Source organism: Streptomyces sp. NRRL B-24085 (assembly GCF_001282115.1).
GTDB lineage: Bacteria > Actinomycetota > Actinomycetes > Streptomycetales > Streptomycetaceae > Streptomyces.
Genome location: NZ_LJBR01000205.1, coordinates 1 through 19,786, shown reverse-complemented (window position 1 = coordinate 19,786; position 19,786 = coordinate 1). Strand labels below are relative to the sequence as shown.

Below are 19,786 nucleotides of genomic sequence, written 5' to 3'. Positions count from 1 at the left end.
CTCCGACATCCCCGGGTACCTCACGATCGAGGGCACCTCCATGGCCACCCCGCATGTCGCGGGCGCGGCCGCGCTTCTCGCCCAGCAGCACCCCGACTGGAGCGGTGAGCGCCTCAAGGCGGTGTTGACCGGTTCCGCGAAGCCGGGCGCCTACAGCTCCTACCAGCAGGGCACCGGCCGGGTCGACGTGGTCCGGGCACTGGACGAGGGCGTCGTCACGGAGCAGGGGCCGCTCGACTTCGGCGTCCAGCAGTGGCCGCACGACGACGACAGGGCGCGCACCGAGCGGCTCACCTACCGCAACCTCGGCACCGAACCGGTCACCCTCGACCTGTCCGTGGACGCCCGCACGGCGGACGGACGGCCCGCCGCCGAGGGCATGTTCGCCGTCTCCCCGCGGCGCGTCACCGTCCCGGCGGGCGGCGAGGCCGGCGCCGAGGTCACCGCGGACACCCGCGTCGGCACCGTGGACGGCAGCTTCGGCGGCTCGGTGACGGCCGCCTCCGCCGACGGCGAGGTACGGGTGCGGTCCGCGGTCGGCGTGGTCCGCGAGGTGGAGTCGTACGACCTGACGCTCAAGCACATCGACGAGCAGGGAGCGGCCACCGGTGACGCCGTGACCTCCGTGGCGGGTCTCGTGGGCAGCTTCTACGCCGACTACGCGGACGAGCGGGACGGTGAGCTGACGGTACGGCTGCCCAAGGCCGACTACCTCCTGACCGGGGTGATCCACCCGGCGCTGTCCGCCCCCGGGCACGCGGTGCTGGTCCAGCCCAGGCTGCGGCTGGACCAGGACACGACGGTCACGGTGGACGCCCGGCAGGCGAAGCCGGTGGACATCACGGTGCCGGACCCGACGGCCGTCAACGACGACGCGGCGGTCGCTGTCCAGTACGGGCGGGGCGAGGGCCTGGACGACGCCTCCCTTCAGTTCCTGCTGCCCACCTTCGAGGGCTCCCGCTTCGGGCTGCTCGGCTCCGACGAGCCCGTGGCGGGACTCACATCCCTGTACTCCGGTGGCTGGACCGGCAAGGACAAGCAGGGCAGGCCGGTCCACTACCACCTGGGCTGGTACCGGGAGGGGCTCCTGGACGGCTTCACCGCGCACGTCCGGCGCGGGCAACTGGCCAAGGTGGACCTCCGGGTCGGTGCGGCGGTCGAGGGCCGGCGCGTCCAGGCCGAGGTGACCGCGCACCTGCCGGACGGCCGGCTGGTGAGCGGCTACACCGACATGCGCGGGGACCTGCCGTACCGCAGCACCGAGTACGTCCTCGACAACGGCGTGAAGTGGTCGGTGCGCACCTGGCAGCGCCGGGGCGAGGGCCCGGACGCGCCCTTCGAGGGCTTCCTGATGCGGATGCCAAGGACCTGGCGGGCCGGCCACACCTATCAGGAGCGCTTCGGCGTGGGCGTCTTCGGGCCGGTCCTGAACGGCCCCGACGACCTCGGACCGGCCAGGGGCTACCCCGGCGCCGAGCGTGACGGGAACACCCTCAGGGCCTTCCTGCCGCTGTTCGGCGACGGCTCCGGGCACTGGGGCCTCAGCGAGACGACGGCCGTGACGACCAGGCTGGAGGCGAACGGCAAGGAGATCGCCGACGACTACGACATCCCGCCGACCCTCGGTGCCACCGAGTACACGCTTCCCGCCGAGGACACCGCGTACAGGCTGACGGTCGACAGCTCCCGTGACCCGGCCGTGTACCCGGTCAGCACCCGCGTCCACGCCGAGTGGACCTTCCGTTCGGCGAGGGCCGCCGCGGGCCAGGTCGCCCCGGTGCCGCTGTCGACGGTCCGCTTCAGCCCCGAGCTGGCCCTGGACAGCACGGCGAAGGCGGGCACCCGCTTCGAGGTGCCGTTCACCGTCGAGGGCGCGGCGGCGGGGCAGCGCCCGGCGAAGCTCGCCTTCCAGGTGTCGTACGACGGCGGAAGGAGCTGGCAGCCGGCCAAGGCCGTCGGCGGCACGCACCTGTCGCTGCGGCACCCGGCGACCGCGGGTTCCGTCTCGCTGCGCGCCGAGCTGACCGACCGGGCGGGCAACACGCTGACCCAGACGATCGAAAGGGCCTACCTGACCACCCCGTAACCCCTCCCCACCCACTCCTGCCCGGGACGGCGTCCGCACTCGCCGTCCCGGGCACCGACGTGCACCGGGCGTCCGTCCGGCTTCCGCGGACGCACCCCGCGCCAGCCGACCGACAACGCTGCACCGGCAAAGCAGGAGCCCCAACTGCCCCGATGCGCACACCCGTTCATCGACCGAAGGCCGTCTACCCGCACCGGCCGCGGACGGGCACACTGAAGCGTCGGCCACGGACGCGCGGCCCGGCGCACCCTTCGCACCCGCACAGCGCAGCACAGCACAGCAGCACCGCACGCCCCGCGACCGCGACGGCGTGCTCCGGACCCGACCCACCGCTCCGGGGGGCTTCAGTGACCAGAACACGCCGTACCGGCACCAGACGACAGCGGCTGATCGCCCCGGTGCTGAGCCTGCTGGTGGTGACCGCTCTCGCCGTGTCCGGCACCGGCGCGGCCGCCGCGCCCGCGGTCCGCTCCGCGCCCTCCGCCGGCTCGGTGTCCGACGCGGCGGCGGCCGTCGGCTCCCTGCGCATCGGCGGGACTTCCTGGACCGTCGACGAGCGCTCCGGAAGGCTGCGGGTCTCCGCGGACTCCACGGTCACGGAATCGGACCTGTCACGCATCCGGCGGGCCGCCGGACGCTTCCCGGGTGCCGTGACCGTCGAGCGGCTCGACGGCCGGCTGCGCACCCTCGTGTCCGGCGGCGACGGCATCCACGCGTCCGGTTGGCGCTGCTCGGCGGGCGTCAACGTGCGCGCCGGCTCCGCGTACTACTTCGTCACGGCCGGTCACTGCACCGACGGCATGCCCACCTGGTACACCAGCGCGGCCATGACCACGACCATCGGCCCGACCACCGCGACCAGCTTCCCCGGCGACGACTTCGGCGTGGTGCGGTACGCCAACCCGGACGTGCCGCACCCCGGCACCATCGGAGCCGTCGACGTCACGGGCACCGCCACCGCCTACGTCGGCCAGAGCGTCTGCCGCCGGGGAGCGACCACCGGTGTCCGCTGCGGTGCGGTCACCGGACTGAACGCCACCGTCAACTACGGGGGCGGCAGCACCGTCTCCGGGCTGATCCGGACCAACATCTGCGCCGAGCCCGGTGACAGCGGGGGCCCGCTCTACGCCGGTGACAAGGTCATCGGCATCCTCTCCGGCGGCTCCGGCAACTGCACCACGGGAGGGACCACCTACTACCAGCCGATCCAGGAAGTGCTGAACACGTACGGGCTGTCCGTCTACTGACGGCTCAACGGGAGGCGCTGGGACGTGACTTGACCCTCACCGGCGTCCCGTTCCGTCCCGCCCGTCCAGCGAGCAGTCGTTCGCCGACGCCGTGGTGTCCGCGCCCGCGGGCAGGGGCACGGTCCGGGAGGCCGGTGGCCGATGGCCCTTGCCGAGCCAGCGCTCCAGTGCTGTGAACGCCGTGCGGTAGCAGGGGGCGAGGGGGCGCAACCGGTCCGGGAACAGGTCCACCAGGGCGTCGGTGTGCGTGCCGCCCTCGATGCGGTAGTAGCGGTGCAGCCCGCCTCGTCCGGCCTCGCGCACCATACGGGCGTAGACGTCGGAGTCCTGACTGATCGGCAGCAGTACATCCAGGGTGCCGTGCAGGGTGATCAGCGGCTTGCCGATCCGCCCGGTCAGGGCGATCCTCGCGACGGCGCGTCCGACCTCCTCCGGACGCGCGGAGTAGTCGTAGTCGGCGTCACAGGCCGGGGTGCCCGTCGCGCAGTACGGCGTCCCGGCCTCCGTGGCCCCGTCGAAACCGGGGTCGAGCTCCTCGCGGTAGATGCGCTGGGTCAGGTCCCAGTAGACCTGGTGGTGGTAGGGCCACAGGAACTCCGAGCCGGGCGGGAACCCCGCGGCGTGCAGGGCCTCCCGCGCCTGCGGGGCGCCCTCGCCCCCGGCGGCGTACACCGGGTAGTGGCGCAGCGCCCGGGGCAGGAAGTCCAGCAGGGTGGGACCGTCGGACCGCCACAGCGTGCCCTCCCAGTCGACTCCGCCGTCGTAGAGCTCCGGGTGGTTCTCCAGTTGCCAGCGCACCAGGTAGCCGCCGTTGGACATGCCGGTCACGAGGGTGCGCGACGGGGGGCGGTGGTAGCGCCGGGCGACCGTGGTCCGGGCGGCCCGGGTGAGCTGGGTGAGCCGGTCGTTCCACTCGGCGACGGCGTCGCCGGGCGCCGTGCCGTCCCGGTGGAAGGCGAGACCGGTGTTGCCCTTGTCCGTGGCGGCGTAGGCGTAGCCGCGGGAGAGCACCGAGTCGGCGATGGCCCGGTCGTTGGCGTACTGCTCCCGGTTGCCGGGGGTGCCGGCGACCACCAGACCGCCGTTCCACCGGTCGGGCAGCCGGATGACGAACTGGGAGTCGTGTCTCCAGCCGTGGTTGGTGTTGGTGGTGGAGGTGTCGGGGAAGTAGCCGTCGATCTGGACGCCGGGCACACCGCTGGGCGCGGTCAGGTCCTTCGCCGTCAGTCCGGCCCAGTCGGCGGGGTCGGTGTGGCCCGTCCCGACCGTGCCGGCGGTCGTCAAGTCGGCGAGACACGCCGCTTGTTGGTACTCGGCGCCCGGCACGCGCAGCTCGGTGCGGTGCGCGCAGTGGGCGCCGGGGCGCTCCGCGGCGGCGGTGGCGACGGCTGGTAGAGGGGTGAGCACGAGGGCCGCCACGGCGAGGACCGTGGGAACCCGGTGCGGCCGGGAACCGGACCGGGAGCGAGGGGACAGGCGCATCGATGTGCCTCCGAGGACGCGTACGGGGATGCGCGGGAGACTAGGGCGCCTCACCCGCCCCCAGACATGGGGCGGCCAACCACCGTCCGCCGGCCGGTCATGGTGCAGGACACCATCCCGGGTGGAGGGGGATGTGCTGCCCGGCCCTGGTACGACCGTGCCTATGGGCGGCCCTCACACAGCGCCTCCCGCGGTCCTGGCTGCTCAGCCCATGCCGGTGTTCAGCGGTGCGCCCCGATGATGCACGCCACACCAGTCAACGGGCCCCGCCCGGGCATCGGGAGGCAGTCGTCATGGGACAGTCGCACCCTCCGTTCCACCGTACGAAGGGCCGCCGCACGACGGGCAGCCGTACGACAGGCAGCCGCGTGAAGGACCGACGCCTCGTCGGAGGCATCCGCCGCTGGGTGACCGCCGCCGCGGGCGCCCTGGCGCTCACGGGCAGTCTGATCGCCATGGGCCCCCAGGCGTCCGCCGCGGGCCTGACCCAGGTCACCGGCTTCGGCAGCAACCCCGGCAACCTGTCCATGTACACCTACGCGCCGGACGTCCTGCCGCCCGGTGCCCCGCTCGTGGTCGCCCTGCACGGCTGCACGCAGAGCGCGAGCGACTACTACGCCCACTCCGGCTGGCCGAAGTTCGCCGACCGCTACGGCTTCGCGCTGGTCCTCCCGCAGACGAGCAGTGCCAACAACGCCAACTCCTGCTTCAACTGGTTCGAGCCGGCGGACAGTTCGCGCGGTCAGGGCGAGGCCCTGTCGATCAGGCAGATGGTCGACAACGCCGTCGCGCGGTACGGCAGCGACACCCGGCGGATCTACGTCACCGGCCTGTCCGCAGGCGGTGGCATGACCGCGAACCTGCTCGCCGCCTACCCCGACGTCTTCGCGGGCGGGGCCGTCGACTCCGGCCTGCCCGCGTCCTGCGCGACCACCGTGTCCGCGGCCTACACCTGCATGTACGGCCCGCCGGACCGTACCCCCGCCCAGTGGGGCGACCTGGTACGCGCCGCGGCGCCCGCCGGCACCACCTCCTGGCCGCGAGTCGCGATCTGGCAGGGCTCGGCCGACACCACAGTCCGGCCCGCCAACGCCACCGAACTCCGCGACCAGTGGACCGACGTGTGGGGTCTCGGCCAGACCCCCTCGCGCACCGAGAACCTGAGCGGGGGCACCACGCTGACCGCCTACGACGACGCCTCCGGCCGGCCCGCCGTCGAGGTCTACTCCGTGTCCGGCATGGCGCACGGGCTCGCGGTGGACCCGGGCAGCGGCGCCGAGCAGTGCGGCACCACCGGCACGTACTACCTGGACACCATCTGCTCCAGCTACCACACCGCCCGCTTCTGGGGCCTCGACGGCGACGGCCCGGGCACCGGCGCCCTGCCCGCGCCCACGGGACTGACGGTCACTGGGACCACCGACACCACCGTGGCGCTGCGGTGGGACGCGGTGCCCGGCGCGGCCTCGTACACCGTCCGCCGGGGCGGCATGAAGGTGGGCACCACCACGTCCACCGCGTACACCGACACCGGCCTGGCCACCGGGACCGCCTACCGCTACACGGTGACGGCCGCCGACCCGGCGGGTGCCGAGGGCACGGTCTCCGCAGCGGTGACCGCGACGACGACCGGGTTCACGCCCACCTGCCACACGGCGAGCAACTACGACCACACGGCCGCCGGGCGCGCCCACCAGAGCGGTGGCCGCACCTATGCCAACGGTTCCGACGAGCCGATGGGCCTGTGGAACACGTTCACCGTGCACACCCTGGAGCAGACCGCGCCCGGCTACTACGTCGTGGCGGATTCCGGCTGCCCGGCCTAGGTCCTGGGCGGCTCAGGAGCCGCCCAGGAAGGTGAGGCGCACCTTCCGCTGCGGGTTGTCCTTGTTGGTGTCCACCATCCTCTATTCGGGCAACCCCAGGCTATTCGGATGGCGACGTGTACCAGATCAGCGCCGTACGCCCCTCTCCCCGGATGACCACGGCGGAGCCGAGATGCCGGGCGTACGAGGCCAGGACCTTGAACGTGACGGCGATCGTGGCCGTCGCGCAGACGCGTCAGTGCGCAACAACAGAGTGATGCCTATGGGCTGGCTGCTGTGGGAGGGGCCTGTACAGGCATGCCCCACACCGGTAGAGGGGGGCTGTGGTGCGGTAGGAGCACTACATGCCGCAGCGCAAGCGCTCCGCCAAGACGGCGGTCCGCGGCACTCACCAGGGGCGAGAGGGGGCGACGCCGTGGCCACCCAACTACCCATCCGGCACGACAGCTTGGCCTTAAGCTGAGATCTCACTCTATAGAGAGGCCCGCGATGGCAGATCAGGTGGTGTCGTACGCGCTGGACGACGAGACGGTTGTCCGGTTCGAAATCGAGCCGACGGACGAGTTCCACCAAGTCGGCACCGCTGAAATCGTGGGCCAGGTCCGCGAAGCCGTACGGCCAGCCGTGGAAGCTGCCCGTACGGTACTTGAACAGGCCGCGGCCCTCCGCCCCGCGGAGGTACAGGTGAAATTCGGCATCAAGGTCAGCGGGACGGCCAACTGGTTCGTCGCCAAGGCCTCGACGGACGCGAACTTCGAGGTGTCGATGGTGTGGCGTCCTGCGGCGATGGACGGAGCATGAGCCTCGATGAGCGCCGCTGTCGGTTCGGGCCCGCGTCCAGGCACCGATGCCTGGGTGGCCGCAGTGCACGGCACGGAGCACGACGAGAAGGCGCTGGGCTCCGGCTTTCTCATCGACGACCACCGAGTGCTGACCTGCGCGCATGTCGCCTGCCCTCAGTGGGAGAAGACGCGTGAGCTGTGGTTGGCGTTCCCCAAGTCGGACCAGTTCATGGACCGGCGCTTCCGGGTACGGGACGTGTTCGCGCCGGACGCCCCGACAAAGCGCCGCGCGCAGGACGTGGCCGTCCTCGTACTCGCGGAGCCGGTCTCCGGTGAGCCGGCGGCGCGGCTGCGGCGGCCAATGCCGTCCGCCCTCGTAGGCGAGGCGTGGTGGGCCTTCGGGTTTCCTGACGGCGACCTGTTCGGCAATTCCTCGGACGGGACGGTCGGCGAGTCGCTCGCCTACGGGTGGGTGCGACTCGACACGGCCTCGCGCTATCCCGTCAAACCCGGCTACAGCGGCGCTGCGTTGTGGTCACCGACGTACCAGTCGGTCGTAGGTCTGGTCGGACAGGCCAGTGGCTCGGGTGATGCCCGGGCCTTCACGCTCCATCAGGCCGACAAGTGTCTGCCCGACCAGAAGATCGCGCTGCTCGCCGACTGGTCGGCCGAGGCCGCGGGCGAAACAGCGCTCGCGGCGTGGGGCTGGACGCTGGACGACGACCCGGAGGCCGGTCGGCACTGGAAGCCGCGCGCCCGCGGCGTGAGCACGGACGCCGAACAGGGCTTCCGGTTCCGGGGGCGCACTGCCGCGCTCACCGAGATCATCGACTGGATGACCTGCGCCGCCGCGCCACGGAAAGTCCTTATGGTGACCGGGTCTCCCGGCGTGGGCAAGTCGGCGGTGCTCGGGCGTGTGGTCACCTCGGCGGATTCCGGTATCGCCGCGTCGCTCCCGGCGGACGACGACGCCCTGCGTGCCCCCATCGGATCGGTCTCCTGCGCCGTGCACGCCAAGGGAAAGACTGCTCTCGAGGTAGCCGAGGAGATCGCCACGGCGGCATCGGCCGCGCCGCCCGAGCGCGCGAGCGACCTGGCCTCCGTGCTACGGGCCGCGCTGTCAGAGCGGCCCACCTCCGCGCACACGCCCTTCATCGTGGTCATCGACGCCCTTGACGAGGCCACCAGCGCGCAACAGGCCCGCCTGATCGCACGGCACATCGCCATCCCGCTGGCCGAGACCTGCGCGGATCTGCACGTCAGGGTGGTGGTCGGCAGTCGCCGCAGGGACGATGCCGGCAGTTTGCTCGACCCATTCGGCACCGCGGTCCGCGTCATCGACCTCGACGCTCCCGAGTTCTTCGCCGCCGCGGACCTCGCCGCGTACACGATGGCCACGCTCCAACTTCTGGGCGACGAGCGGCCCGACAACCCCTACGGCGACGAGCGCATCGCACGCCCGGTCGCTGCCCGCATTGCTGAACTCGCCGACGCGAACTTCCTCGTGGCCGGGCTCACCGCTCGCACTCACGGCCTGCACGACGCCCACGCGGTCGCGCCCGCTGACATCGCCTTCACGCCCACAGTCGCCGCGGCACTACAGGAATACCTCGCACGGCTGCCTACCGTCGACGGCGCTCCGGCGGCCGACGCCCTGAGCGTCCTGGCTTACGCCGAGGCACCAGGGCTCCCGCTGCCGTTGTGGAGCGCCGCGGTGAATCAACTCACGGGCCACCACCTCACCGAGGACCACCTCCAGTCCCTGGCACGCTCGTCGGCCGCGAACTTCCTCATCGAGACTGGCGTCAACGACCAGAACACGGGCGTGTTCCGGCTCTTCCACCAGGCCCTCAACGACGCGTTGCGGCAAAATCGCGCACAGTTCGGCTCAACCACGGCCGATGAGCGCGCCCTCACGCGCTCCTTCATCGCTTACGGCCGACAGCTCGGCTGGGACCGCGCGCCCGCGTACCTGCTGCGCTCGCTGCCCCGGCATGCCGTCCGCGGCCGTGCCATCGATGAGCTGCTCGCGGAGGCGGAATACGCCCTCCACGCAGATTTGCGGCGCCTCATCCCGGCGAGCGGTTCGGCGTTTTCCGGGGCGGCCAGGGAACGCGCCCAGATCCTGCGCCGGACGCCCCAGGCTATCGACTGCGACCCCGCCCGACGCGCAGCTCTCTTCAGCGTGACCGAGACACAGGACGGGCTCGGGCAGGTCTACGGGCCTCTGGCGGCGAAAGGGCCGTACCGAGCCGAGTGGGCGGCAGTCGCCCCGCGTGCCGAAGAGGCGGTCCTTGAGGGCCACAGCGGCGAGATCCGCTCTGTGTGCGCCCTCGGCCCCGGGTCCCACACCCTCCTCGCCAGCGCCTCCGGCGACGGGACCGTTCGGCTTTGGGACCCGGTCACCGCCCGGACGGTACGACGCCTCACACCCAAGTTCGGCCGTGTCAGGGCGATGTGCGGCCTGATCGTCAACGGACAGACCTACCTCGCTCTCGCCGCGGACAGCGACGTCTGGCTGTGGAACGAGTCCCGGCAGTGCGCCGCGGGACACCTGAGCGGCCACCTCAGCTCGATCCGCGACATGTGCGCGTTCGACACGGCCGACGGCCCTCGCCTCGCAACCGCGAGCGCGGACGGAACGGTCCGTATCTGGGATCCCTCCGCCGGACAGTGCACCGCGGTCCTTTCGGGGCACAGCGGCTATGTCGATAGTGTGTGCGCGGTGGCGGTCGGCGACGGAACCCTCCTGGCGTCGGGCGGGGACGAAGAGGACGGCTCCATTGTTCTCTGGCGTTCCGACACCGGCGAACGTATCCGTGTCCTCGAGGGACACGAAGGTTCCGTCGTCGCCCTGTGCGCCGTGGAGGTGACACAGCACACCCTGTTGGCAAGTCTGGGCGGGGACAAGACCGTCCGGCTGTGGGAACCAGTCAGCGGCTGGTGCGTAAGTACACTCCCTGGTGAGGATCTGGCCTTCGCGCTGCACGCCGTCACGGTCGGGGAACACTCACTACTTGCCAGCACGAGTGGTGACCTGGTCCGGCTGCTGGACCCGGAAACGGGCCGGATCGCCATCACCCTCCAGGGCCACTCCGACTCCGTGGACTCCCTCTGTGTTCTGCGCGTCAACGGCCGCGACCTGCTCGCTAGTGGTGGCGCCGATCACACCGTGCGGCTGTGGGACCCGGCCGCGCCGCGCGCCAGTCGGGTGAGCGCGATCCGCGCCCTCTCCCGGGCATACAGCAGCGACGGTACGCTCGTCGCCGCCGGCGGTGACGACGGCGTCACCGAACTGCGCGATCCCCACTCCGGCACCGTCGTCGGCACGTTACAGGGCAACAGCGACTGGGTGCGCGCTCTGTGCTCCCTACGCCACCTCGACCGGCCGTACCTCGCCGGGTGCGGTGACGACGGAGCCGTGTGGTTGTGGGACACCACGGACGCATTGCCCCGGTCCCGGCGCTCGGGCCTCAAACCCGCGTACACCGTGTGTTCCGTGCACGTCGGTGACCGAACGCTCCTGGCCGTGGGCCACACAGACGGTAGCGCATGGCTTTGGGATCCACTCACCGACGAGACCACGCATTTTTCCCGCTTCCACAGCGGCATCTATGCAATGTGTCCCGTGGAGATCGCCGAGCGGCCATACGTCGCAACGGCCACGGACGGACAGGACGGCGCGGTCTGGATGTGGGACGCGGTCTCTGGTCAACGCCACAAATTGGTTGCCGTATCCGAGACTCTTGCAATGTGCGCCCTGCCGGTGGCTGGGCGGCCCGCGCTGGCCACCGCACACGCGCATGGAGGGGTGTGCCTGTGGGACGCCGAGCGGGGCCAACTCGTCGGAGAATTCTCCGGCCACACGGGAGCGGTCAACGCGGTGAGCGTGGCCGGTGCCGGAGGGCATCTCCTCGCCACCGCCGGCAGCGACCGGACCGTGCGCCTGTGGGACGTGGCGGACCTGGCGCTGGTCGAGGAGATTCCCGTACATCATCCCGCTCTTGCCGTCACATGGGTGGCACAGCGGCTGATTGTCGGGCTCGACCACGGACTGCTCGCGCTGACGCTGGGAAACCTGGGCCGCTACACCGACGGCGGGTGAGCGGACGCAAGGGGTTGCAGAAGCGGCACTTCTCTTCCCAGGTCTTACAGCACGCAGCGAACCCCTGGCGCAGAGCGCCAGAGCACTCCACCCAGCAGAGCACAGCGGTGCTGCCAGAACTCCCACGAACTGACCGAGCACCTTGCCTGCGCCGCACGTCCCACGCCTCCCGCCGCATAGCCGCAACCGACGCGGCTGCGGAGCAGACCGCGGGCGCAAAACCCGCCCACGCTGTGCCCCGCTACTCACGTTGGTCTGCAGGTATGTTGAGTATGGCCGGACTTCAGACCTACAGTCGGCACCCTCGTCACGCAAGGAACGACAGTCGAACTTGCCGACGAGGGTTGTCCCTGTTGGTGTCCACCAGGCACACCGACTGCCAAGTCCCCAGCTCCAGCTCCCCGTTCACCACCGGCAGCGTGGCGTGCGGGGGCACGATCGCCGGGAGGACGTGGTCGCGGCCGTGGCCGGGGCTGCCGTGGCGGTGCTGCCAGCGGTCGTCGGCGGGGAGCAGGGTGTGGAGGGCGGCCAGGAGGTCGTCGTCGCTGCCGGCGCCCGTCTCGATGATCGCGACGCCCGCCGTGGCGTGCGGCACGAAGATGTTGAGGAGGCCGTCGCGACCCGCGGCGGCCTCCCTCAGGAAGGCCTCGCAGCCGCCGGTGAGGTCGACGATCCGCTCCGACGAACCGGAGGCGACGTTCAGGACTCGGGTGGTGAAAGCGTCTGACATGCCCCCATCCTCACCCCTCCCGCCGGATTCACTCGTCATCCGGGGCTCGTCCCGCGATACGGCGGGTCCAGTCCGCGAGACACCGTTGACCGTGGACACGCCGACTGGCTAGCTTCGGCCGCATGTTGCGTTCAGCCCTGCTCACCACGCGCGGTCACATCGACCTGCTGCGGGTGGCCTCCGCCGCGTGTCGCCGCGGCCGCTGACGCCCTTCTCTCCTTCCTTTCCCCACCCTCGCTCCGCTGACCGGCGCGCGCACTGATCCGTGCCGTCCGGTGCGGTGGCGTCGAGGTGTGCCTTTCACCGGCCGCTCTCCCCCTCTGTGGAGCATCATGAGCATCAGCCATGCCCCGCCCGGCTCTCCCGTGCCCGACATATCGGAAACACCCCGTCAGGATGCCGCCGGGCCCACCCCCCTCGACCTCGAACCCGTCGTCCCCGTCTCCTCCCGCCGCACCCGCGTGCCCCGCTGGCTGCGCCGCACCACGGGCCCGGTCCTGCTGCTGGCGCTGTGGCAACTCCTCAGCGGCAGCGGCGTGCTGGCCCCCGACGTCCTCGCCTCTCCCGGCCGTATCGCCCAGGTCGCCGGTGATCTGATCGCCGACGGCTCGCTGACCTCGGCCATGACGACCTCGCTCCAGCGGGTCGCGGGCGGGCTGCTCCTCGGCACGCTCGTCGGCACCGGACTCGCCCTGGTCTCGGGCCTGTTCCGGGTCGGCGAGGACCTGGTGGACGCGCCGGTGCAGATGCTGCGGACCGTGCCGTTCGTCGGTCTGATCCCGCTGTTCATCATCTGGTTCGGCATCGGCGAGGCCCCGAAGATCGCCATCATCACTCTCGGCGTGACCTTTCCGCTCTACCTCAACGTCTACGCGGGCATCCGAGGCGTGGACGCGCAGTTGATCGAGGCCGGGGAGTCCCTCGGTCTGTCGCGGTGGGGGCTCGTACGGCATGTCGTGCTGCCGGGCGCGCTGCCCGGTGCCATGACGGGTCTGCGCTACTCGCTCGGCATCGCGTGGCTCGCGCTGGTCTTCGCCGAGCAGGTCAACGCGGACTCCGGCATCGGCTTCCTGATGGTGCAGGCACGGGACTTCCTGCGCACCGACGTCATCGTGGTCTGCCTGATCGTCTACGCCTTCCTCGGCCTGCTGGCCGACTTCATCGTCCGTTCCCTGGAAAGGCTGCTGCTGCAATGGCGACCGACGTTCACCGGCCGGTGAGCCCCCTGGTGTCCGACCCGTCCGGGAAGCCGTCGGCACCCGACGCCCCCCGCCCGGCGCAGGCCGTGCGCGTCGAGGGACTGACCCGCTCCTTCGACGGCCGTGCCGTCATCGACGACCTCCGACTCGACGTCCGGCCGGGCGAGTTCGTGGCCCTGCTGGGCCGCAGCGGCTGCGGCAAGTCCACCCTGCTGCGCATCCTCGCCGGACTCGACCGGGACATCGAGGGCACCGTCCTGGTCCCGCGCCGCAAGGCGGTCGCCTTCCAGGCGCCCCGGCTGATGCCGTGGAAGAAGGTGTGGCGCAACGTGCTGCTCGGCCTGCCCGGCAAGCCGGCGCGCGCGGTCGCCGACCGGGCGCTGGAAGAGGTCGGCCTGAGCCACCGTACGGACGCCTGGCCCAAAACGCTCTCCGGCGGCGAGGCCCAACGCGCCTCTCTGGCACGGGCATTGGTGCGCGAGCCCGATCTCCTCTTGCTGGACGAGCCGTTCGGGGCGCTCGACGCGCTCACCCGGATCAAGGCCCAGCGTCTGGTGGGCGAGTTGTGGCAGCGCCGCGGCTGCGCGGTGCTGCTGGTGACGCACGACGTGGAGGAGGCCGTCCTGCTCGCCGACCGGGTCCTGGTGATGGACGGGGGTGCCATCGCGCACGAGCAGGAGATCGATCTCGCCCGGCCGCGCGACATCACCGATCCCCGGTTCGCGGAGATCCGCGGGCAACTCCTTCAGCGCCTCGGCGTCGACACGGCCACCGAAGCCGCCTGAACCACTCCACCCCAAGCCGAGTTCACAGAACGGATCGATCCCCCATGCGACGCCACCTCGCCCCCGCCGCACTGCTCCTCCCCTTCGCCCTCCTGCTCACCGCCTGCGGCGGGAACGCGTCCGCCGGTACGGGCAGCGACACCGACGGCAAGGGCTCGCTCACACTCGACGTCGGTGACCAGAAGGGCGGTTCGGAGGCGATCCTGCGGGCCGCCGGGGAACTCGACCACCTCGACTACAAGATCAAGTGGTCGACGTTCACGTCGGGCCCGCCCCTGCTGGAGGCCGTCAACGCCGAGGCCGTCGACATCGGCGGTGTCGGCAACACCCCGCCGGTGTTCGCGGCCGGCGCCGGCTCGAAGATCAAGGTGGTGGCGGCCTGGCACGGCACGTCCAAGGGCGACACCGTCCTCGTGCCGAACGGTTCCGGACTGACCGCTCCCGCCCAGCTCAAGGGCAGATCCGTCGCCGTCGCGCAGGGGTCGTCCGCCCACTACCAGTTGGTCGCCTCCCTCAAGAAGGCCGGGCTCGGGCTGGGCGACGTGAAGGTCAAGTACCTCCAGCCGGCCGACGCCCTCGCCGCGTTCACCTCCGGCAAGGTCGACGCGTGGGCGGTGTGGGACCCGTACACCTCGCAGATCCTCCGGGCGAAGCAGGGCCGCGTGCTGACGACCGGGGACGGCGTCACCAACGGTCTGACCTTCCAGGTGGCGGCGCCGAGCGCGTTGAAGGACAGGAAGAAGGCCGCCGCGATCGCCGACTACCTGGAGCGGCTCCGGCGCGCCTACAAGTGGGTCTACTCCCATGAGCGGGAGTGGGCGAAGGTCTGGGCCGAGGAGACGGGACTGCCCGAGGACGTGGCGCTGGCCGCGGTGCAGCGGACGTACACCACCCGGGTCGCGGTTGCCGTGGACCGGCAGCTCATCGCCTCGGAGCAGGAGATCGCCGACACGTTCACCTCGCTGAAGCTGATCCCGCGGAAGGTGGACTTCGGGGACTTCGTGGACACGCGGTTCAACGGTGATCTGCCGGTCTCGACGTCCGCGCCCCGCCCGTCCGAGGGCTGACCGGGAAGATCCACGGCCTCGCCACGGTTAGTAGAAAGGTGAACAACACGCGCGAGGTCGAGGTCGTCGTCGTAGGCGCTGGTCAGGCGGGTCTGTCCAGCGCCTACCACCTGCGCCGCACCGGTTTCGAGCCGGAGCGCGACTTCGTGGTGCTGGACCACTCCCCCGCCCCCGGCGGCGCCTGGCAGTTCCGGTGGCCGTCGCTGACGTACGGCAAGGTCCACGGCATGCACGCGCTGCCGGGGATGGAGCTCGAGGGCGCCGATCCGGAGCGGCCCTCGTCGCTGGTGATCGCCGAGTACTTCACGGCGTACGAGCGGGCCTTCGACCTGCGCGTACGCCGTCCGGTCGACGTCCGTGCGGTGCGGGAGGGCGACGACCGGAGGCTGCTGGTGGAGACCTCGGACGGCGTCTGGTCGACACGGGCGCTGATCAACGCGACCGGCACCTGGGACCGGCCGTTCTGGCCGCGCTACCCCGGGCAGGAGACCTTCCGGGGGCGGCAGTTGCACACCGCGCAGTACCCCGGCCCCGAGGCGTTCGCCGGGCTGCGGGTCGTCGTGGTGGGCGGGGGCGCGTCCGGCACCCAGCACCTCATGGAGCTCGCCCCGTACGCGGCCGCCACCACGTGGGTGACCCGGCGCGAACCGGTGTTCCGTGAGGGTCCCTTCACCGAGGACGTCGGCCGGGAGGCCGTGGCGCTCGTCGAGGAGCGGGTCCGGCAGGGTCTGCCGCCCAAGAGCGTGGTGTCGGTGACCGGACTGCCGCTGAACGACGCGGTCCGGCAGGCCATCGCGGACGGCGTCCTCGACCGGCGGCCCATGTTCGACCGGATCACGCCGGACGGCGTGGAGTGGAACGACGGGCAGCACGTGGACGCCGATGTGATCCTGTGGGCGACCGGGTTCCGGGCCGCCATCGACCACCTGGCCCCGCTGCGGCTGCGCGAGCCGGGCGGCGGAATCCGGGTCGAGGGCACGCGCGCGGTCGCCGACCCACGGGTCCACCTCGTCGGCTACGGCCCGTCGGCGAGCACCATCGGCGCCAACCGCGCGGGCCGTGCGGCCGTACGGGACATCAGGCGGCTGCTGACGGCGGAGCCCGCTGCTGGCTGACGATCCGTCACATCACCCTGTCGCGGTCGCGTTCTTCTGGTTCTTGTTGAACTCGGCCACGTTGCGCCGGTGTTCGTCGAAGCTGTTGGTGAAGCGGGTGTCCCCCGGCTTCACCGTCACGAAGTACAGCCAGTCACCCGGGGGCGGGTTGATCGCCGCGCGCATCGCGTCCTCGCCCGGGTTGTCGATCGGCGTCGGCGGCAGGCCCATGCGCTGGTACGAGTTGTACGGGCTGTCGATCCGCAGGTCCGCGCCGGTCGTCCGGAGGGTGGAACGGTTCAGCGCATAGTTGATGGTGGAGTCCATCTGCAACGGCATCCCGCGCTCCAGACGGTTGAAGATGACCCGGGCCACCTTCCCCATGTCCGCCTTGTTCGCCGCCTCGGCCTGGACGATGCTCGCGATGGTGACGGCCTGGTAGACGTTCAGCGCGTTGCGCTGGGCGCCGGCCGCGATGGGGGCTCCGTTGAACTTCTTGTTCGCGGTGTCGACCATGAACGTGAGCAGCGCCTCGGGCGTCGTCTTCCTCCCGTTGCGCTCCAGGGGATAGGTCGCCGGGAAGAGATAGCCCTCCGGGTTGCCCTCCGCGTCGTTGGGCAGCTTGAGGTGCGCCTTGGCCAGGGACTTCTTAGCGGTGCCCGGCGGCCGGGCGAGTGCCTTGTCGACGGCGTCGTAGATCTGCCCGGCCCGCCAGCCCTCCGGGATCACCAGGGTGGCGGACTCCCTCTCCCTCTCCCCCTCGCCCCGCAGGCTGAGCAGCGGCACCGCCACGGCGGTGCCGGCCACGACGGCCCCGGTCGCGATGAGGACGAGTCGGCCCCTGCGCGTCAGTCGAATCGTGCTCCGTGGCGGAGTGTTCCTGTGCATGCGGGCACGGTAACCCGCATATCGTCACAAACCAGGCATATCTTCGGCTTGTCGGTTTCGGTTCAGCTCGTCGGTTCCAGTTGCGCGGGTCCCTGGGCGGGGTCCAGCCGGGCGTCCCGGCGCACGAGCTCCGCGTACCGGCCCTCCCGCTCCAGCAGTTCCTCGTGCGTACCGCGCTCGGCCACCCGGCCCGAGTCGAGGACCACGATCTGGTCGGCACCGCGGACGGTGGACAGCCGGTGCGCGATGGTGAGCGTGGTGCGGTTGGCCGAGAGCGCGTCGATGGCCTCCTGCACGGCGTGCTCGGTGCGGGTGTCCAGCGCGCTGGTCGCCTCGTCCAGGATGAGGACGGGCGGGTCCCGCAGAATGGTCCGCGCGATGGCCAGACGCTGCTTCTCCCCACCGGAGAAGCGGTGGCCGCGCTCGCCGACGACGGTGTCGTAACCGTCCGGCAGCGAGGCGATGTGGTCGTGGATCTGGGCCGCCCGCGCCGCCTGCTCGATCTCCTCGTCGGTCGCGTCCGGCTTGGCGAAGCGCAGGTTGTCGGCGACCGAGGCGTGGAAGAGGTACGTCTCCTGCGAGACGACCCCGATGCCCCGCGCGAGGGTGTCGAAGTCCAGGTCGCGCACGTCGACCCCGTCGAGGGTGACCCGGCCGCCCGTCACGTCGTAGAGCCGCGGGACCAGATAGCCGAGCGTGGACTTGCCGGCGCCGGTCGGGCCTACGACCGCGAGACTGCTGCCCGCGGGGACGTCGATGTCGATGCCGTCGAGGACGGGGCCCCGCCCGTCGTCCTCGCCGTCGTAGCGGAACTCCACGTTCTCCAGGCGGACCTCGCCCTTGACGCGGTCGAGGTGGACCGGGTCCTCGCGCTCGGTGATGTCGATGGGCAGGTCGAGGTACTCGAAGATGCGCTGGAAGAGCGCGAGCGAGGTCTGGATCTGGACGCCGGTCGACAGGAGGCTCACGGCCGGGCGGAACAGGCCCTGCTGGAGCGAGACGAAGGCGACGATGGTGCCGATGGAGATGTCCGGGCCGCCGGTCCGCAGGGCGATGCCCGCGGTCCAGTAGATGAAGGCGGGCATCGCGGACATGACGATCCCGATCACGGCCATGCGCCAGCGTCCGGCCATGTTCGACCGCACTTCCAGATCGACCAGGCTCTCTGACTCGTCGGCGAAGGACCGGGTCAGCGAGTCGGAGCGGCCCATGGTGCGGCCGAGCAGGATGCCGCTGACGGAGAGCGACTCGGTGACGGTCGCGGCCATCGCGGCCATTTGCTTCTGGCGCTGGGTGGTGATCTTCTTGCGTTCGTTGCCGACCCGGCGGCTGATCCACACGAACACCGGGAGCAGCAGCAGCGAGACGACGGTCAGCCGCCAGTCGAGGGCGATCATCGCGACGATCGTGGCGACGACGCTGGTCAGGTTGGAGACCAGGGAGGTGGCCGTCGAGGTGACGGTGGCCTGCATGCCGCCGATGTCGTTGGCGATGCGGGACTGCACCTCGCCGGTGCGGGTGCGGGTGAAGAAGGCGAGCGACATGCGCTGGAGGCGGCCGTAGACCGCGGTGCGCAGGTCGTGCATGACGCGCTGGCCGACCGTCGTGGAGATCAGGGTCTGCAGGACGCCGAAGATGCCGGTGAGGACGGCGCTGAGGATCATGCCCAGCGCGAGCAGGCTGAGCAGTCCGGTGCGGCCCTCGGGGATGGCCACGTCCAGCGTCTCCTTCAGCAGGAACGGGGTGGCCACGGTGACGAGGGAGGAGGCGCCGACCAGCAGGCCGACGACGGCGAGCTTGGCGCGGTAGGGCTTGAAGAGCCGGAGGATGCGGCGCACCTGACGCGGTTGGCCGGTCTCGGTGCCGGGGGCGGGGGTCCAGTCGATGTGATCGCGGGGCATGGTCTCCTGCGGAAGGTGAGGTGGAGAGGACTGACGGAGCCTAGCTCATTGTTACCTATGCTCACAATGAAATAGGTCCTGATATTGTTCCCGCATGACCACGCCGGATTCCGACAGCCTGCTCGCCGAGCAGTTGCTCAGGCTCACGCGCCGGGTGCACCGCATCCAGAAGCGCCAGCTCCATGAGCGCGGTCTCGGCGTGACGCCGGCCCAGTCCCGGCTGCTGCGCACCCTCGCGCACTGGGAGACACCGCCGCGCATGGCCGATCTGGCGGAGCGGCTGGAGGTGGTGCCGCGCGCGGTGACCACGCTCGTCGACGGGCTGGAGGCGAGCGGCAAGGTGCGCCGGGTGCCCGATCCGGCCAACCGCCGGGTGATACGCATCGAGCTGACCGAGGACGGCCTCAAGACCCTCCAGGGACTGAGGGACGTCCGCCGGGCCGCCGCGGAGGAGATCCTCGCACCGCTCACGGACGAGCAGCGGGTGGTCCTCGGCGGCTTGCTGGACACGCTGGTGGACGGTCAGTACTGACGAGGAGGCCGCGGCCACCGGTCCCGTACGGCGGGAGGGGTGGCCGCGGTTTGCTCCAGGGG

15 protein-coding genes are annotated in these 19,786 nt (G+C 71.2%); 11 read left to right on the top strand and 4 right to left on the bottom strand.

The annotated features are described in order from the left end of the window. Together AOJ26_RS45090 and AOJ26_RS22230 are read left to right on the top strand one after the other, a co-directional pair. A partial coding sequence (locus AOJ26_RS45090) for a S8 family serine peptidase (protein WP_159044361.1) occupies nt 1-2,086 on the top strand: 2,086 nt, incomplete at its 5' end. Nucleotides 2,087-2,433: 347 nt separating this feature from the next. Next, nucleotides 2,434-3,333, top strand: coding sequence for a S1 family peptidase (locus tag AOJ26_RS22230; RefSeq protein WP_053850090.1), 900 nt, complete (start codon nt 2,434-2,436; stop codon nt 3,331-3,333). A gap of 36 nt (nt 3,334-3,369) precedes the next feature. On the opposite strand, the gene AOJ26_RS22225 is transcribed toward AOJ26_RS22230, so the two are convergent. Continuing rightward, the gene (locus tag AOJ26_RS22225) at nt 3,370-4,815 is read right to left on the bottom strand and encodes a tannase/feruloyl esterase family alpha/beta hydrolase (RefSeq protein WP_053850089.1); all 1,446 of its coding nucleotides are present in this window, start codon (nt 4,813-4,815) and stop codon (nt 3,370-3,372) included. Nucleotides 4,816-5,270: 455 nt separating this feature from the next. Here AOJ26_RS22225 and AOJ26_RS22220 point away from each other — a divergent pair, with 455 nt between their 5' ends. The 3 genes from AOJ26_RS22220 to AOJ26_RS22210 all read left to right on the top strand — a co-directional run bounded on the left by AOJ26_RS22220 (nt 5,271) and on the right by AOJ26_RS22210 (nt 11,528). Further along, complete coding sequence (locus AOJ26_RS22220; RefSeq protein WP_234358645.1) at nt 5,271-6,641, top strand: alpha/beta hydrolase family esterase; 1,371 nt, start codon at nt 5,271-5,273, stop codon at nt 6,639-6,641. A gap of 489 nt (nt 6,642-7,130) precedes the next feature. Beyond that, a complete protein-coding gene (locus AOJ26_RS22215; protein WP_179200304.1) occupies nt 7,131-7,442 on the top strand; it encodes a CU044_2847 family protein in 312 nt (103 codons plus the stop codon). 6 nt (nt 7,443-7,448) lie between these two features. Further along, nucleotides 7,449-11,528 carry a trypsin-like peptidase domain-containing protein gene (locus AOJ26_RS22210; RefSeq protein WP_179200303.1) on the top strand — a complete coding sequence of 1,360 codons (4,080 nt, stop codon included), beginning with the start codon at nt 7,449-7,451 and terminating at the stop codon, nt 11,526-11,528. Nucleotides 11,529-11,835: 307 nt separating this feature from the next. On the opposite strand, the gene AOJ26_RS22205 is transcribed toward AOJ26_RS22210, so the two are convergent. After that, entirely contained in the window at nt 11,836-12,258 is a 423-nt protein-coding gene (locus AOJ26_RS22205) for a YjbQ family protein (RefSeq protein WP_053850087.1), read from the bottom strand. Between the two features lie 122 nt (nt 12,259-12,380). Between AOJ26_RS22205 and AOJ26_RS45245 the strand changes: the two genes are divergently transcribed. The 5 genes from AOJ26_RS45245 to AOJ26_RS22185 all read left to right on the top strand — a co-directional run bounded on the left by AOJ26_RS45245 (nt 12,381) and on the right by AOJ26_RS22185 (nt 16,424). Then, nucleotides 12,381-12,464, top strand: coding sequence for a putative leader peptide (locus AOJ26_RS45245; RefSeq protein WP_313884353.1), 84 nt, complete (start codon nt 12,381-12,383; stop codon nt 12,462-12,464). 126 nt (nt 12,465-12,590) lie between these two features. Beyond that, nucleotides 12,591-13,478: an ABC transporter permease gene (locus AOJ26_RS22200; RefSeq protein ID WP_053850086.1), complete on the top strand. Its 888-nt coding sequence runs from the start codon at nt 12,591-12,593 to the stop codon at nt 13,476-13,478. Next, a complete protein-coding gene (locus AOJ26_RS22195) occupies nt 13,451-14,242 on the top strand; it encodes an ABC transporter ATP-binding protein (protein WP_053850085.1) in 792 nt (263 codons plus the stop codon). The genes AOJ26_RS22200 and AOJ26_RS22195 overlap by 28 nt, the downstream gene beginning before the upstream one ends. A gap of 44 nt (nt 14,243-14,286) precedes the next feature. Continuing rightward, a complete protein-coding gene (locus AOJ26_RS22190; RefSeq protein ID WP_053850084.1) occupies nt 14,287-15,309 on the top strand; it encodes an ABC transporter substrate-binding protein in 1,023 nt (340 codons plus the stop codon). 38 nt (nt 15,310-15,347) lie between these two features. Beyond that, entirely contained in the window at nt 15,348-16,424 is a 1,077-nt protein-coding gene (locus AOJ26_RS22185; RefSeq protein WP_053850083.1) for an NAD(P)-binding domain-containing protein, read from the top strand. 12 nt (nt 16,425-16,436) lie between these two features. Here AOJ26_RS22185 and mltG read toward each other — a convergent pair whose 3' ends face one another. Then, nucleotides 16,437-17,291 carry an endolytic transglycosylase MltG gene (gene mltG / locus AOJ26_RS22180; protein WP_053850082.1) on the bottom strand — a complete coding sequence of 285 codons (855 nt, stop codon included), beginning with the start codon at nt 17,289-17,291 and terminating at the stop codon, nt 16,437-16,439. Between the two features lie 62 nt (nt 17,292-17,353). Next, a complete protein-coding gene (locus AOJ26_RS22175; protein ID WP_053850081.1) occupies nt 17,354-19,192 on the bottom strand; it encodes an ABC transporter ATP-binding protein in 1,839 nt (612 codons plus the stop codon). A gap of 94 nt (nt 19,193-19,286) precedes the next feature. Between AOJ26_RS22175 and AOJ26_RS22170 the strand changes: the two genes are divergently transcribed. Continuing rightward, entirely contained in the window at nt 19,287-19,724 is a 438-nt protein-coding gene (locus AOJ26_RS22170) for a MarR family winged helix-turn-helix transcriptional regulator (RefSeq protein ID WP_053850080.1), read from the top strand. Nucleotides 19,725-19,786 lie beyond the last annotated feature (62 nt).

Coding starts and splice junctions, on each gene's coding strand:
- mltG (WP_053850082.1), bottom strand. CDS start 17,291: ATGCACAGGAACACTCCGCCACGGAGCACGATTCGACTGACGCGCAGG.
- AOJ26_RS22205 (WP_053850087.1), bottom strand. CDS start 12,258: ATGTCAGACGCTTTCACCACCCGAGTCCTGAACGTCGCCTCCGGTTCG.
- AOJ26_RS22210 (WP_179200303.1), top strand. CDS start 7,449: ATGAGCGCCGCTGTCGGTTCGGGCCCGCGTCCAGGCACCGATGCCTGG.
- AOJ26_RS22220 (WP_234358645.1), top strand. CDS start 5,271: ATGGGCCCCCAGGCGTCCGCCGCGGGCCTGACCCAGGTCACCGGCTTC.
- AOJ26_RS22200 (WP_053850086.1), top strand. CDS start 12,591: ATGAGCATCAGCCATGCCCCGCCCGGCTCTCCCGTGCCCGACATATCG.
- AOJ26_RS22175 (WP_053850081.1), bottom strand. CDS start 19,192: ATGCCCCGCGATCACATCGACTGGACCCCCGCCCCCGGCACCGAGACC.
- AOJ26_RS22190 (WP_053850084.1), top strand. CDS start 14,287: ATGCGACGCCACCTCGCCCCCGCCGCACTGCTCCTCCCCTTCGCCCTC.
- AOJ26_RS45245 (WP_313884353.1), top strand. CDS start 12,381: ATGTTGCGTTCAGCCCTGCTCACCACGCGCGGTCACATCGACCTGCTG.
- AOJ26_RS22170 (WP_053850080.1), top strand. CDS start 19,287: ATGACCACGCCGGATTCCGACAGCCTGCTCGCCGAGCAGTTGCTCAGG.
- AOJ26_RS22225 (WP_053850089.1), bottom strand. CDS start 4,815: ATGCGCCTGTCCCCTCGCTCCCGGTCCGGTTCCCGGCCGCACCGGGTT.
- AOJ26_RS22195 (WP_053850085.1), top strand. CDS start 13,451: ATGGCGACCGACGTTCACCGGCCGGTGAGCCCCCTGGTGTCCGACCCG.
- AOJ26_RS22215 (WP_179200304.1), top strand. CDS start 7,131: ATGGCAGATCAGGTGGTGTCGTACGCGCTGGACGACGAGACGGTTGTC.